The following is a 14,450-nucleotide window of genomic DNA, read 5'->3' as shown; positions in this document are numbered from 1 at the left end:
CCAGATGTGGAAGCCCGGTAACGGGTGGAGCTGACTGGTACTAATAGGCCGAGGGCTTGTCCTCAGTTGCTCGCGTCCACTGTGTTAGTTCTGAAATAACGAACAGTCCTGTGATAACAGCCAGGTGTTCAAATTTCATAGTGTTTCGGTGGTCATAGCGTTAGGGAAACGCCCGGTTTACATTCCGAACCCGGAAGCTAAGCCTTTCAGCGCCGATGGTACTGCAGGGGGGACCCTGTGGGAGAGTAGGACGCCGCCGAACAATTATTGTGGGAAAGCCCCGCACCAGGAAACTGGTGCGGGGCTTTTCTGCGTTCACGGCACGTGCACCCGTGTACCCCCTGTGCTACCGCTCGGCGTGGCTGAGGGTAAGGTCAGGGGGAAAATCGTTGGCACGTTCCCACAGGAGGCCCCCGGGTGGAGGTCCAGGAGACTCGCGTTCAGACAGACCGAGTCCTCACCATCCCCAACATTCTGAGCATGGCTCGCCTTGTTGGTGTGCCCTTGTTCCTGTGGCTGATCCTCCGCCCTGTGTTCGGTGGGCCCAACAGCGACTGGTGGGCGCTGCTGGTGCTGATGCTCAGCGGCGTGAGCGACTACCTCGACGGCAAGCTCGCGCGTAAGTGGAATCAGATCAGCAGCCTGGGACGGCTGCTCGACCCGGCTGCCGACAGGCTCTACATTCTGTCCACCTTGGTCGGGCTGACCTGGCGAGAGATCCTGCCCTGGTGGGTCACAGCGGCCCTTTTGGCCCGGGAGCTCATGCTTCTGGTGATGGTGGGTATCCTCCGCCGCCACGGATATCCGCCGCCCCAGGTGAACTTCCTCGGCAAGGCAGCCACGTTCAATCTGATGTATGCCTTCCCGTTGCTGCTGGTCAGCGTCCAGCCCGGGTGGCTTGGAACAATCGGTGCTATTTTCGGATGGGCGTTCGCCGGATGGGGTACAACCCTCTATTGGTGGGCAGGGATTCTCTATGTGGTTCAGGTCCGCCGGCTGGTCAAGGCGGACGCCGCAGCCGATTGAGTCTGTCGAAGTGGCGCAGCGAGGCGCCGGCCCTACCGGACCTCTGATGTGTGCGGGAGGGCTCAAGGCGGGCGAAGTCGGCTAGATCGTCTCTTCCAAGGAGGACGCTTCCGAGATGAAGGCCGTCGTGATGGCCGGCGGCGAAGGCACACGCCTTCGCCCCATGACCTCAAGTATGCCCAAGCCGCTCCTGCCGGTCGCCAACCGGCCGATCATGGAGCACGTGCTGAGGCTGCTCAAACGGCATGGGCTCAATGAGACCGTCGTAACCGTGCAGTTCCTTGCCTCACTCGTCAAGAATTACTTCGGCGACGGGGAAGAGCTCGGAATGGAGCTCACCTATGCCAATGAGGAGAAGCCACTAGGCACTGCGGGCAGCGTCAAGAATGCCGAAGAAGCACTGAAGGACGATGCCTTCCTGGTCATCTCCGGTGATGCCCTGACGGACTTCGACCTGACCGAGCTCATTCGTTTCCACAAGGAGAAGGGCGCACTGGTGACGGTGTGCCTGACCCGGGTGCCGAATCCGCTGGAATTCGGCATCACGATCGTGGACGAGGAGGGGAAGGTCGAGCGCTTCCTGGAGAAGCCGACCTGGGGGCAGGTCTTCTCCGACACGGTGAACACGGGCATCTACGTCATGGAGCCCGAGGTGTTCGACTACGTTGAAGCCGATGTTCCGGTGGACTGGTCCGGCGATGTCTTTCCTCAGCTGATGAAGGAGGGCAAGCCCGTCTACGGGTACATCGCCGAGGGGTACTGGGAGGACGTCGGTACCCACGAGAGCTATGTGAAGGCCCAGGCCGACGTGCTTGAGGGCAAGGTCGACGTCGAACTCGACGGCTTCGAGATCTCGCCCGGAGTGTGGGTCGCCGAAGGCGCCGAGGTGCATGCGGACGCCGTGCTGCGGGGGCCGCTGTACATCGGTGACTACGCCAAGGTCGAGGCCGGGGCGGAGATCCGTGAGCACAGTGTCATCGGGTCCAACGTCGTCGTGAAGAGCGGTGCCTTCCTGCACAGGGCCGTGGTGCACGACAACGTGTACATCGGTCAGCACTCCAACCTTCGAGGGTGCGTGATCGGGAAGAACACCGACATCATGCGGGCGGCCCGGATCGAGGACGGGGCAGTCATCGGGGATGAGTGCCTGGTCGGTGAAGAATCGATCATTCAGGGCAATGTGCGGGTGTATCCGTTCAAGACCATCGAGGCCGGCGCCTTCGTCAATACGTCGGTGATCTGGGAGTCGCGGGGGCAGGCGCACCTCTTCGGTGCGCGTGGGGTCTCCGGGATCCTGAATGTGGAGATCACCCCGGAGCTGGCCGTTCGGCTGGCAGGGGCGTACGCGACGACCTTGAAGAAGGGATCCACGGTCACTACGGCGCGGGACCACTCCCGCGGCGCGCGTGCGCTGAAGCGGGCGGTGATTTCCGCGCTGCAGGCCAGTGCCATCGACGTACGGGACCTGGAGAACGTGCCGTTGCCGGTCGCGCGGCAGCAGACAGCGCGGGGCAGTGCCGGCGGGATCATGATCCGGACCACGCCCGGTGTGCCGGACTCGGTGGACATCATGTTCTTCGACGAGCGCGGCGCCGATCTCTCGCAGGGTGGGCAGCGGAAGCTGGACCGGGTGTACGCGCGTCAGGAGTACCGTCGGGCGTTCCCCGGAGAGATCGGGGATCTGCACTTTCCGGCGAGCGTCTTTGATTCGTACACCGGCTCCCTGCTCAGGAACCTGGATACGGCGGGGATCGCTGACTCCGGGCTGAAGGTCGTCGTTGACGCGTCGAACGGAAGCGCGGGGCTTGTGCTGCCCAGTCTGCTCGGGCGGCTGGGCGTGGACTCGCTGACCATCAATCCTGGTCTGGACGAGGCGCGGCCCACGGAGACCGCGGATTCCCGGCGGGCGGGGCTGGTGCGGCTCGGTGAGATCGTGGCGTCGGCCCGGGCTGACTTCGGGGTGCGATTCGACCCGGTCGGTGAGCGGCTCTCGCTGGTCGACGAGCGGGGACGGATCATCGAGGACGATCGTGCCCTGCTGGTCATGCTCGACCTGGTCGCGGCCGAACGGCGCAGCGGGCGGGTGGCTCTGCCGGTGACGACGACGCGGGTGGCCGAGCAGGTGGCGGCGTACCACGGGACGCAGGTCGAATGGACGACGACCTCGCCCGACGACCTCACGCGGGTGGGGCGCGAGGACGCCACCATCTTCGGTGGGGACGGGCGCGGCGGGTTCATCGTGCCGGAGTTCAGCAGTGTCTTCGACGGGGCCGCGGCCTTCGTCAGGCTGATCGGGCTGGTGGCCAGAACGCAGTTGACGCTCAGTCAGATCGATGCGCGGATTCCGCGGGCGCATGTGCTGCGGCGCGACCTTGCCACGCCGTGGGCGGTCAAGGGTCTCGTGATGCGACGGGTCGTCGAGGCGGCCGGGGAGCGGTCGGTGGACACGACCGATGGCGTGCGGGTGGTCGAGGCCGATGGGCGATGGGTGATGGTGCTGCCGGATCCCGCCGAGGCCGTCACTCATTTGTGGGCCGAGGGGCCGGACGACGACTCCGCCCAGGCACTGCTGGACGAGTGGTCGGCGATCGTCGACAGCGCAGGTCACTGAGGTAGTTCGGGGGCGCCGGGAGTCGCCTTGGAGCGGCTCCCGGCACGTCGGTGGGGCCATTCGGCGGTAGCGGCTGCGACGTGCGACGATGTGCGGCATGTCGCAGCAGCCCCCCGTTCGGAGCACTCCTCCTCCACCGCGGCGCCCCGATGCGTCGATGTCGCTGCTGACGAACGTGATGGAGCACAGTCTCGACGACGGATACGCGGAAGCGGCTGCGCGTCAGCAGGCCGACGGCACCGCAGGTATGCCTCGTACGCTCAAGACGAAGCTGGCCCTGGCGGCCGGCCTCGTACTGGCGGCGGCAGTGGTCACGCTGGGAGCGGCCAACGCGCGGCTGGCCGCACCGGTGGTGGCGAAGGAACGTCAGGAACTCGTCGAGCGGATCCAGAGCGAGACCGCCGACGCCGATGCCCTGGAGAAGGATGTCGACGCACTCCGCAACGACGTGGGAGAGCGTCAGCGCAAGGCACTTGAGGAGCACGGTGGCGACCAGGGGGCACTGGTCGCTCTGTTGTCCGGAGCAACCCCGGTGCAGGGCCCGGGCGTCAAACTCGTTGTGGACGATGCCAAAGAGACTGGTGAGGGCGCCGACGGGCCGCGGGGGAGCAGCGGGTTCTCGGACACCGGGCGGGTGCGGGACCGGGACATGCAACGCGTCGTCAACGGGCTCTGGCAGTCCGGCGCCGAGGCGGTTGCCATCAACGGGCAGCGCCTGACGATGTTGTCGGCGATCAGGGCGGCGGGCGACGCGATACTGGTCGACAACCGGCCGCTGGCACCGCCCTACACCGTGGAGGCCGTCGGTGGAAAGCATCTGAACACCGCGTTCAACGACAGTGCCGATGGCCAGTACCTTCATGTGCTGCAGGAGAGTTACGGCATCCGTACCAGCATGTCCGACCAGGACGAGGTGCGGCTGCCGGCCGCCCCGAGCCTGATCGTACGCATCGCGCAACCACAGGCCGCAGGCTCCGGAAAGGGCGTGGCCGACACACAGAAGACGGAGAAGGGCACATCGTGATCGCCGTACTTGGCCTCGTCGTGGGAGTCGTGGTCGGATTGCTGGTCCGTCCCGAAGTGCCGGCGGTGGTCGAGCCCTATCTGCCGATCGCCGTGGTGGCCGCGCTGGACGCGGTCTTCGGAGGACTGCGGGCCATGCTCGACGGCATCTTCGTCGACAAGGTCTTCGTGGTCTCCTTCCTGTCGAACGTGGTGGTCGCCGCCCTGATCGTCTTCCTCGGCGACAAGCTGGGCGTCGGCGCGCAGCTGTCGACCGGCGTGGTCGTCGTCCTCGGCATCCGGATCTTCTCCAACGCTGCCGCCATCCGGCGGCACATCTTCAGGGCGTGACGCCGGTGAGTACGGGGAAGAACGAGGAGCAGCCGGAACTGACCGGAAGGCAGCGGCTGGCCGCCGGCCTGTGGCCGCCGCGGGCCACCCGGGCCCAGCTGATCGTCGCGCTGCTGCTGTTCGGGCTGGGGCTCGGCCTCGCCATTCAGGTCAACTCGACCAGTGACAACGGGACGCTGCGCGGTGCCCGGCAGGAGGACCTCGTAAGGATCCTTGACGAACTGGACGACCGCAGCGCCCGGCTGGAGGACGAGAAGCAGCGGCTGACGGACCAGCGGACCGAGCTGGAGAGCAGCTCGGACCAGGCGGAAGAGGCGCGCAAGCAGACGCTGGAGAAGGAACGTCAGCTCGGCGTGCTCGCCGGCACGGTGGGTGCCCAGGGGCCGGGCATCACGCTGACCATCAACGACCCGCACAAGTCGGTCGAGGCGGACCGGCTGCTGGACACGATTCAGGAACTGCGCGCGGCCGGAGCGGAAGCAATTCAGATCAATGACGTACGGGTCGTGGCGAACACCTATTTCTCCGAGGAGGGCGGCAGTATCCAGGTGGACGGCAAGAAGATCGTCGCGCCGTACCGCTTCAAGGTGATCGGCAAGCCCCAGGATCTGGAGCCGGCGCTCAACATTCCCGGTGGAGTCGTGCAGACTCTGGAGAAGGAGCAGGCCACCGCAGTGGTGCAACGACTTGAGAAGATCGTCGTGAATGCCTTGCGACCGGCGAAGCGGCCTGACTACGCTCGGTTGTCACCCCAGTGATGGCGGGGCGAATGAGGGCTGTCGGACACGGGCATGAGGTTGCGGGGGGTCGACGCATCCAGGACGTGGTGCGTGGTGGAAACTGTCTGATGGATACGGACGTTGTGCAGATGTCCAAGTCAGCACGTTAGTCAGTGATGCAGGGTTTGTTGATGCAGGGTTCGTCCTGCCCCACGGGCGGGTCTGTTTCGGTCAAGGGGAATCGCCCGTGAAGTTGTTTGCGAAATTGTTCGGCAAGAGTGCACGAGACGACAGCAGCTCCCACACTGCGCGTCACCGTGCCCCGCGCCCCGGTGAGGCCGAGGAGCAGAGCGGCGAGCGCCCGCTCTTCCGTGACGAGGTCGGCGGCCACGGCGCGCCGTCTGTTGACCCGGCCGGTTCCGGCCGCATAGGTTCCGGGGAACCATCAACCTCAAGTACGGGTGGAGAGTTCGCTCCCGACCCGTACGCAACCAGCGCCCACCACGCGGGGCAGCCGCGGCAGGAGGATCCGTCCATGTCGGCCTTGCCGGTTTGTACGAGGTGCGGGCACCGCAATGCCGAGGCCAGCCGCTTCTGTTCCAACTGTGGTGCGCCGCTCAAGGGCGGAGTCGCGGCCGAGCGTCCGTCGGAGACGACCTCGACCATCTCGATCTCGGGACTTGAGGCGTACGAGGCGGAGAAGACCGGCCAGACCGCTCTTCCCTCGCTGTCGCCCGAGGCCCAGGCCGCGGTCGACGCTCTGCCCAACGGTGCGGCGCTCCTCGTGGTGCGCCGCGGGCCGAACTCGGGGAGCCGCTTCCTGCTGGACGGTGAGCTGACCACGGCCGGCCGCCACCCGCAGAGCGACATCTTCCTCGACGACGTGACCGTCTCGCGACGGCACGTGGAGTTCCGCCGGGGTGCGGACGGCGGATTCACCGTCTCCGACGTCGGCAGCCTCAATGGCACGTACGTCAACCGGGAGCGCATCGACGCGGTCCTGCTGTCGAACGGCGACGAGGTGCAGATCGGTAAGTACCGGCTGGTCTTCTACGCGAGCCAGCAGGGCGTCTGATCCTTTCAGGGAAGGTCCATGCTGAGAATCCAGACGGGCGGTGCCGTGCGCGGCACCGCCTCGGCCGGCAGCCGGCTGATGAGCATCGGTTCTGTACTCAGCCTGCTGCGTGAGGAATTTCCCGAAGTAACGATCTCCAAGATCCGCTTCTTGGAGGCGGAGGGGCTGGTCGAGCCGCAACGCACGCCGTCCGGGTACCGGAAGTTCAGCCCGGTGGACGTCGAACGGCTCGCCCAGGTGCTGCGCATGCAGCGCGACCACTATCTGCCGCTCAAGGTCATCAAGGAGCACCTGGACGCTCTGGAGCGCGGCGAGCAGGTCCAGCTGCCGTCCCCCGGCGGACCGCGTGAGCTGCTCGACGGTGCTCCTGAGGTGGCGGCGGAAGGGCCGACCGCGACCCGGCTCGGCCGGGAGGAGCTGCTGGCCGGCGCGGAGGTGTCGGAGGGCGATCTGGCCGAGTGGGAGGCGTACGGGCTGATTGCGGAGCTGCCGGACGGTGGTTACGACGCCGAGGCGGTGACCGTGGCGAAACTTGTGGCGGATCTGGGGCGATTCGGCCTGGAACCGCGTCACCTGCGGGCGATGAAGGCCGCCGCCGACCGGGAGGCCGGGTTGATCGGCAATGTCGTCGCGCCGCTGCGTCGGCACCGCAATCCGCAGACCAGGGCGCATGCGGAGGCGACCACCAGGGAGCTTGCCGGGATCTCCGTACGACTGCATGCCGCGCTGGTACAGACAGCGCTGAGGTCCGGTTCTCACTGAGCCGAACTTGGAGCGAACAGGAGCCCGACTACCCAAACCGGTCGGGCACGTCCTAGGGTTGCTGTGTGAACGAGCTCGACGTCGTAGGTGTCAGGGTGGAGATGCCCAACAACCAGCCGATCGTGCTCCTGCGTGAAGTGGGAGGCGATCGGTACCTTCCCATCTGGATCGGACCGGGTGAGGCCACAGCGATCGCCTTTGCACAGCAGGGGCTGGCTCCTGCCAGGCCGCTGACGCACGACCTGTTCAAGGACGTGCTCGAAGCGGTGGGGCAGGAGCTCACCGAGGTCCGGATCACCGACCTGCGGGACGGGGTCTTCTACGCCGAGCTGGTCTTCGCCAGTGGAGTGGAGGTCAGCGCGCGGCCGTCCGACGCCATAGCGCTGGCGCTGCGCACCGGGACGCCGATCTACGGCAGTGACGGGGTGCTGGACGACGCCGGGATCGCGATTCCGGACGAGCAGGAGGACGAGGTGGAGAAGTTCCGCGAGTTCCTCGATCAGATCTCGCCGGAGGACTTCGGTACCAACAGTCAGTGAGTGGCGCTGCCCGGCCGGGAATCCCGGCCGGGCAGCGTTGTTTTCCGGGCGTTACCGGCACGCGCAGGCCCCGGTTTTTCAGCGCATTCGAGTAGCCTTTCCCCGATGAGAGACACGGGAAACCACTCTCAGGGTGATTATCACTCGGCGTGCCGAGTGTGGCGATCGTTGACGCACCCCGGGCGACTGCCTACCGTCGACAGGGCAGGTCAAGGACGGAGGTCGGCGTGAGAATCAGCGGCGACGGTACGGCGACGGGCGGGCCGTATCCGCTCGGCAGTTCGGCCGACCCCACAGCAAGTCAGCACCCCGTCGCTCCGGCGCGGGCCGCGGAAGCGGCCGAGACCGTCGGCTACCGGGGGCCCACCGCGTGTGCGGCTGCGGGCATCACCTATCGGCAACTGGACTACTGGGCGCGCACCGGGCTGGTCGAGCCGAGTGTGCGGCCGGCCTACGGCTCCGGGACGCAGCGGCTCTACAGCTTTCGCGATGTGGTCGTCCTCAAGATCGTCAAGCGGTTCCTGGACACCGGGGTCGCGCTGCAGAACATCCGTGCCGCCGTGCAGCACCTGCGGGCCAGGGGGTTCGAGGATCTGGAGCGGATGACGCTCATGAGCGACGGCGCCACCGTCTACGAGTGCACGTCGCCGGACGAGGTCGTGAAGCTGTTGCAGGGGGGACAGGGGGTCTTCGGCATCGCCGTGGGCGTGGTGTGGCGGGACGTCGAAACGGCGTTGTCGCAGCTGCACGGTGAACGGGTCGACACCGGGGAGACGCTGGTCGGGAACAATCCGGGGGACGAGCTGGCGCGGCGGCGGAACCGGGCGGGCTGAGTCGCCGGCGGACCGGAGGCATCGGGCCGGGTTGAGGCAATGAGCGGGCTGTGGGCTGCGGGCTGGTGGATTCGGCCGGGTGCCGCGGGTCGGGTTCGGGGTCCGGCTCTGAGCGATTCGGTCGATTGTCAGTGGCGTAGGGCAGCATCGTCGGTGTGAGAAGTGTGCCGACCATCCTGCATCTGGACATGGATGCCTTCTTCGCCGCCGCGGAACAGGCGGCGAAGCCGAGCCTGCGCGGGAAGCCGGTCGTGGTGGGCGGGCTGGGGCCGCGCGGGGTGGTGTCCACCGCTTCGTACGAGGCGAGGCGCTTCGGAGTGCACTCGGCGATGCCGATGGCGCAGGCGCGGAGGCTGGCGCCCAATGCGGCCTATCTGGTGCCGCGGTTCACCCTGTACCGGGCGGTGAGCGAACAGGTGATGGAGCTGCTGGCGCGGTTGTCGCCGTTGGTCGAGCCGTTGAGCCTGGACGAGGCGTTCGTGGATCTGGAGGCGGGCGGGGCGGCCCGGGACGAGGAGTCCGCGCGGGCGGTGGGGGAGCAGCTGCGGCGGGACATTCGTGCGGTCACGGGGCTCAGCGGGTCGGTGGGGCTCGCGGGGTCCAAGATGCTGGCCAAGATCGCTTCCGAGGAGGCCAAGCCGGACGGGCTGGTGCTGATGGAGCCGGGGGCGGAGCGGGAGTTGCTCGCTCCGATGTCGGTACGGATTCTGCCCGGGGTCGGTCCGGCCACCGGGGACCATCTGCGGCGGGCCGGGATGACGACGGTGGCGCACCTTGCCTCTGCGGGCGAGGACGAGCTCGTACGGCTGCTGGGTAAGGCGCACGGGGCCTCGCTGCACCGGATGGCGCTCGGGCTCGACGACCGGCCCGTGGTGGCCGAGCGGGACGCGAAATCGGTGTCTGTGGAGGACACCTTCGACGTGGACCTGCACGACCGGGTGCGGGTGCGGGCGGAGGTGGAGCGGCTGGCTGTGAGGTGTGTGGAGCGGCTGCGGGGGGCGGGCCGGTCGGGGCGGACCGTGGTGCTGAAGGTGCGGCGGTTCGACTTCTCGACGCTGACCAGGTCGGAGACGTTGCGGGGGCCGACGGATGATCCCGAGGTGGTGCGGGAGGCAGCAGCGCGGTTGCTGGAGGGGGTGGATACGACGGGTGGGGTGCGGCTGCTGGGAGTGGGCGTGACGGGGCTGGCGGACTACACGCAGGAGGACCTCTTCGCGCAGGCGGCGCGGGCCGCGGAGGCGGCCGAGGCCGTAGGGGCGAACGGTGCGACTGGGGCGAGCGGTGCCGTGGCTGGAGGCTCCGAGGCGGCGGCGGGAGGTGCTGAGGGGGCGGCCGGTGAGGTCGCGGAAGTGGTGGTCGCGGGCTCGGCGGCGGCCGGGGAAGGGGCTGGGGCCGGCGAGCTTGCTGCGGCCCCTGTGGAGGCGGGTACCGAGGTGCGGTGGCACGCGGGGCATGACGTGCGGCATGCGGTGTACGGGGCGGGGTGGGTTCAGGGGAGTGGGGTGGGGCGGGTGACGGTCCGGTTCGAGGAGCCGGGGTCGGTGGGGCCGGGGCGGGTGCGGACGTTCCGGGTGGATGACCCGGAATTGACCAAGGGGGAGGCGTTGCCGTTGGTGGGGAAGGCTGAGGAGGGGGCGGGGGGCCGGTAGGGGGGCGGGGGTGCTGGGCGGCCCTTGGCGGGCGCCGGCTCGGGGTGCGTGGGCCGGTTCCGTCCCGCCGCCGTCGACGAGGCGCGCGCATGCCACTGCTTGCGGCCCCGCCACTGCGGAGGCGGAGTCGTTCGGGGGTGGCCCCGGGGCGGGGCTAGCTGTCTTCGCCGGCGAGGGTGCCGAAGTTCCGGTCGGGGGCGGCGGGGGGCGCGGCGTGGAGGCCGTAGTGGCGGTAGAGCTGGAGTTCCTGCTCGGGGGAGAGGTGGCGGCCCACGCCGAAGTCCGGGGCGTCCTTGATGAGGGACTTTTCGAAGGGGATGCGAAGGGTGTTGTTCTCAAGGGAGCTGGGTTCGAGGGGGACGAATGCGTCCCGGGAGAAGAGACCGGTACGGACGGCGGCCCACTCCGGGACGCCGGTGGCGTCGTCCAGGTAGACCTCGTCCACCGTTCCGATCTTGGTGCCGTTGCGGTCTAGTGCCTTGCGGCCGATCAGGCTGCGCGGATCGATGTCGGTCTGCACGGTCCCTCCAACTGGTCGCAACTGCTGCTTGAACCCCGTAAAACACTACGAAAGAGCAGATTCGTGAGCCTGGCCACTCGAGGGAACAGGGCAGTAGTGCGCTGGTAGGCTGGCCGACGGCTGCTGACCCCGTGCGGGAGAGTCCTCCGAGAACGAATGTGTCGGAGGCGCCGAAGGAGCAACTCCTCCCCGGAATCTCTCAGGCCCCTGTACCGCATGGACGAGGTCACTCTGGAAAGCAGGGTGGAGTACGGACACGGCGCAGGCCGGGTCGTTATCCGCCCTCACCGACGGTGAAAGTCGGGGCGTTGATGATCTTGACGCCCCGGTGAAGCTCTCAGGTTGAGATGACAGAGGGGGAGGCCGTCCGGGCGCCCGTGCCGTGGTGCCCCTCGCAGGTCGTGTCAGACCAGGAGGCCTTCCGCAGATGACCGCCAACCGTATTTCGCTCGAAGAGCTTGAGCGTGGCATCCCCTTCGAGCAGCGTCACATCGGACCCGATGTCGAGGCGCAGGCGAAGATGCTGGCGCAGGTGGGGTACGGGTCGCTCGACGAGCTGACCGATGCTGCCGTGCCGGACGCCATCAAGAACGCCGCCGCCCTCGGGCTGCCGGACGCGCGGACCGAGGCCGAGGTCCTGGCCGAGCTGCGTACCCTGGCCGACCGCAACCAGGTGCTCGCCCCGATGATCGGGCTCGGGTACTACGGGACCTTCACCCCGCCGGTCATTCTGCGCAATGTGATGGAGAACCCGGCCTGGTACACGGCGTACACGCCGTACCAGCCGGAGATCTCGCAGGGCCGGCTGGAGGCGCTGCTCAACTTCCAGACCATGGTTGCCGAGTTGACCGGACTGCCGACCTCCGGAGCCTCGCTGCTCGACGAGGGCACCGCCGCCGCCGAGGCCATGTCGCTCGCGCGCCGGGTGGGCAAGGTCAAGGGCGGTGTCTTCCTGATCGATGCCGAGACGCTGCCGCAGACCATCGCCGTGATCGAGACGCGTGCCGAGCCGACCGGTGTCGAGGTCGTCGTCGCCGACCTGGCGGAGGGGATTCCCGCCGAGGTCGCCGAGCGCGGGGTGTTCGGTGTGCTGTTGCAGTACCCCGGTGCCTCGGGTGTGGTGCGGGACATCAAGCCGGTGATCGACGCGGCGCACGAGCTCGGCGCCATCGTCACCGTTGCCGCTGATCTGCTGGCGCTGACGCTGCTGACCTCACCGGGCGAGCTGGGTGCGGACATCGCCGTCGGCACGACGCAGCGGTTCGGTGTACCGATGGGCTTCGGCGGTCCGCACGCCGGATTCATGGCCGTACGCGAGAAGTTCGCGCGCAGCCTGCCGGGACGGCTCGTGGGTGTCTCCGTGGACGCGGACGGCAACAAGGCGTACCGGCTGGCGCTGCAGACGCGTGAGCAGCACATCCGCCGTGAGAAGGCCACCAGCAACATCTGTACCGCGCAGGTGCTGCTCGCCGTGATGGCGGGAATGTACGCCGTCTATCACGGGCCGGACGGACTCAAGGGCATCGCCCGCCGGACGCACCGGTACGCGGTGATCCTCGCCCAGGGGCTGCGGGCCGGTGGCGTCCGGATCGCGCACGACGCGTTCTTCGACACCGTGACCGCACAGGTGCCCGGCAAGGCCGCCGAGGTGGTCGCCGCCGCCCGTGAGAACGGGGTCAACCTGCGTCTTGTCGACGGCGACACCGTCTCCTTCGCCTGTGACGAGACCACTCTCCGCGCACAGGTCACGGCCGTATGGGCTGCCTTCGGGGTCGAGGGCGACATCGCGGCGCTGGACACCACGGCCACGGACGCGCTGCCCGACGCGCTGCTGCGCACCGACGCGTACCTGACCCACCCGGTCTTCCACCAGCACCGCTCCGAGACCGCGATGCTGCGCTACCTGCGCAAGCTGGCCGACCGCGACTACGCGCTCGACCGCGGCATGATCCCGCTCGGCTCCTGCACCATGAAGCTGAACGCGACCACCGAGATGGAGCCGGTGACCTGGCCCGAGTTCGGGCAGATCCACCCCTTCGCGCCCATCGAGCAGGCCGCCGGATATCTGACGCTGATCCGTGAGCTGGAGGAGCGGCTGGCCGAGGTCACCGGGTACGACGCGGTGTCGATCCAGCCCAACGCCGGTTCGCAGGGCGAGCTTGCCGGACTGCTCGCCGTACGGGCGTACCACCGGGCCAACGGCGACGAGCAGCGCACCGTGTGCCTGATTCCGTCGTCCGCGCACGGCACCAACGCCGCGAGCGCCGTGATGGCCGGCATGAAGGTCGTCGTCGTCAGGACCGCCGACGACGGCGAGGTCGACGTCGAGGACCTGCGCGCCAAGATCGAGCAGTACCGCGACGAGCTGTCGGTGCTGATGATCACCTACCCGTCCACGCACGGTGTCTTCGAGGAGCACGTCGCCGACATCTGCGCGACCGTGCACGAGGCCGGCGGCCAGGTGTACGTCGACGGCGCCAACCTCAACGCGCTGGTCGGCCTCGCCAAGCCGGGCAAGTTCGGTGGCGACGTGTCGCACCTGAACCTGCACAAGACCTTCTGCATCCCGCACGGCGGCGGCGGCCCCGGCGTCGGCCCTGTCGGTGTGCGCGCGCACCTGGCGCCGTACCTGCCGAACCACCCGCTCCAGCCGTCGGCCGGTCCGGAGACGGGCGTCGGTCCGATCTCGGCGGCGCCGTGGGGTTCGGCCGGAATCCTGCCGATCTCGTGGGCGTACGTACGTCTCATGGGCGGCGAGGGCCTGAAGCGCGCCACCCAGGTCGCGGTGCTCGCGGCGAACTACATCGCCAAGCGCCTGGAGCCGCACTACCCGGTGCTCTACACCGGCCCAGGCGGCCTGGTCGCGCACGAGTGCATCGTCGACCTGCGCCCGCTGTCCAAGGCGACCGGTGTGAGCGTCGACGACATCGCCAAGCGGCTCATCGACTACGGCTTCCACGCGCCGACCATGTCCTTCCCGGTCGCCGGGACACTCATGATCGAGCCGACCGAGAGTGAGAACCTCCCGGAGCTGGACCGTTTCTGCGACACGATGATCGCGATCCGTGGCGAGATCGAGAAGGTCGCTGGGGGCGAGTGGCCCGCCGAGGACAACCCGCTGCGCAACGCCCCGCACACCGCCGCCGCGCTCGGTGGCGAGTGGGACCACGCGTACAGCCGCGAGGAGGCCGTCTTCCCGGCCGGGGTTTCCGCGGCCGACAAGTACTGGCCGCCGGTGCGCCGGATCGACGGTGCGTTCGGCGACCGGAACCTGGTGTGCTCGTGCCCGCCGATGGACGAGTACGACAACTGACGTTCCAGCGCTGAGCAGTTGAGCGGACGCTGAGATGCGTCGGGGCCGGT

12 protein-coding genes, 1 rRNA gene and 1 riboswitch are annotated in these 14,450 nt (G+C 68.1%); of the genes, 12 read left to right on the top strand and 1 reads right to left on the bottom strand.

Annotation, left to right across the window (positions count from 1 at the left end; translation table 11 throughout):
- The first annotated feature begins 144 nt into the window (after positions 1 to 144).
- The 11 genes from rrf (at position 145) to ACIA73_RS19340 (ending at position 10,567) form a co-directional block, all read left to right on the top strand.
- Positions 145 to 262 (top strand): 5S ribosomal RNA (rrf, locus tag ACIA73_RS19390).
- Between the two features lie 155 nt (positions 263 to 417).
- A complete protein-coding gene (locus ACIA73_RS19385; RefSeq protein ID WP_399439784.1) occupies positions 418 to 1,026 on the top strand; it encodes a CDP-alcohol phosphatidyltransferase family protein in 609 nt (202 codons plus the stop codon).
- A gap of 115 nt (positions 1,027 to 1,141) precedes the next feature.
- Complete coding sequence (locus tag ACIA73_RS19380; RefSeq protein WP_399439783.1) at positions 1,142 to 3,637, top strand: sugar phosphate nucleotidyltransferase; 2,496 nt, start codon at positions 1,142 to 1,144, stop codon at positions 3,635 to 3,637.
- Positions 3,638 to 3,734: 97 nt separating this feature from the next.
- Entirely contained in the window at positions 3,735 to 4,661 is a 927-nt protein-coding gene (locus tag ACIA73_RS19375) for a DUF881 domain-containing protein (RefSeq protein ID WP_399439782.1), read from the top strand.
- The gene (locus ACIA73_RS19370) at positions 4,658 to 4,990 is read left to right on the top strand and encodes a small basic family protein (RefSeq protein WP_040019805.1); all 333 of its coding nucleotides are present in this window, start codon (positions 4,658 to 4,660) and stop codon (positions 4,988 to 4,990) included. The genes ACIA73_RS19375 and ACIA73_RS19370 overlap by 4 nt, the downstream gene beginning before the upstream one ends.
- On the top strand, positions 4,987 to 5,748 hold the full coding sequence (locus ACIA73_RS19365) for a DUF881 domain-containing protein (protein WP_399439781.1): 762 nt from the start codon (positions 4,987 to 4,989) through the stop codon (positions 5,746 to 5,748). Before ACIA73_RS19370 ends, ACIA73_RS19365 begins: the two co-directional genes overlap by 4 nt.
- A gap of 82 nt (positions 5,749 to 5,830) precedes the next feature.
- Positions 5,831 to 6,784, top strand: coding sequence for an FHA domain-containing protein (locus ACIA73_RS19360; RefSeq protein ID WP_399439807.1), 954 nt, complete (start codon positions 5,831 to 5,833; stop codon positions 6,782 to 6,784).
- Positions 6,785 to 6,802: 18 nt separating this feature from the next.
- Complete coding sequence (locus ACIA73_RS19355) at positions 6,803 to 7,546, top strand: MerR family transcriptional regulator (RefSeq protein WP_399439780.1); 744 nt, start codon at positions 6,803 to 6,805, stop codon at positions 7,544 to 7,546.
- A 65-nt stretch (positions 7,547 to 7,611) separates the two neighbouring features.
- Entirely contained in the window at positions 7,612 to 8,085 is a 474-nt protein-coding gene (locus ACIA73_RS19350) for a bifunctional nuclease family protein (protein WP_185033262.1), read from the top strand.
- A 227-nt stretch (positions 8,086 to 8,312) separates the two neighbouring features.
- Entirely contained in the window at positions 8,313 to 8,918 is a 606-nt protein-coding gene (locus ACIA73_RS19345; RefSeq protein ID WP_399439779.1) for a MerR family transcriptional regulator, read from the top strand.
- A gap of 155 nt (positions 8,919 to 9,073) precedes the next feature.
- Entirely contained in the window at positions 9,074 to 10,567 is a 1,494-nt protein-coding gene (locus ACIA73_RS19340; RefSeq protein WP_399439778.1) for a DNA polymerase IV, read from the top strand.
- Between the two features lie 154 nt (positions 10,568 to 10,721).
- On the opposite strand, the gene ACIA73_RS19335 is transcribed toward ACIA73_RS19340, so the two are convergent.
- Entirely contained in the window at positions 10,722 to 11,087 is a 366-nt protein-coding gene (locus ACIA73_RS19335) for a PRC-barrel domain-containing protein (RefSeq protein WP_399439776.1), read from the bottom strand.
- 124 nt (positions 11,088 to 11,211) lie between these two features.
- Positions 11,212 to 11,312, top strand: a riboswitch (glycine riboswitch).
- Between the two features lie 202 nt (positions 11,313 to 11,514).
- Between ACIA73_RS19335 and gcvP the strand changes: the two genes are divergently transcribed.
- The gene (gene gcvP / locus ACIA73_RS19330; protein WP_399439775.1) at positions 11,515 to 14,400 is read left to right on the top strand and encodes an aminomethyl-transferring glycine dehydrogenase; all 2,886 of its coding nucleotides are present in this window, start codon (positions 11,515 to 11,517) and stop codon (positions 14,398 to 14,400) included.
- Positions 14,401 to 14,450 lie beyond the last annotated feature (50 nt).

This window comes from Streptomyces sp. NPDC051561 (assembly GCF_044454195.1).
Lineage (GTDB): Bacteria > Actinomycetota > Actinomycetes > Streptomycetales > Streptomycetaceae > Streptomyces.
The sequence above is the reverse complement of the archived record's forward strand: the minus strand, read 5'-3'. Positions and strand labels throughout refer to the sequence as shown.

Coding starts and splice junctions, on each gene's coding strand:
- ACIA73_RS19380 (WP_399439783.1), top strand. CDS start 1,142: ATGAAGGCCGTCGTGATGGCCGGCGGCGAAGGCACACGCCTTCGCCCC.
- ACIA73_RS19375 (WP_399439782.1), top strand. CDS start 3,735: ATGTCGCAGCAGCCCCCCGTTCGGAGCACTCCTCCTCCACCGCGGCGC.
- ACIA73_RS19355 (WP_399439780.1), top strand. CDS start 6,803: ATGCTGAGAATCCAGACGGGCGGTGCCGTGCGCGGCACCGCCTCGGCC.
- gcvP (WP_399439775.1), top strand. CDS start 11,515: ATGACCGCCAACCGTATTTCGCTCGAAGAGCTTGAGCGTGGCATCCCC.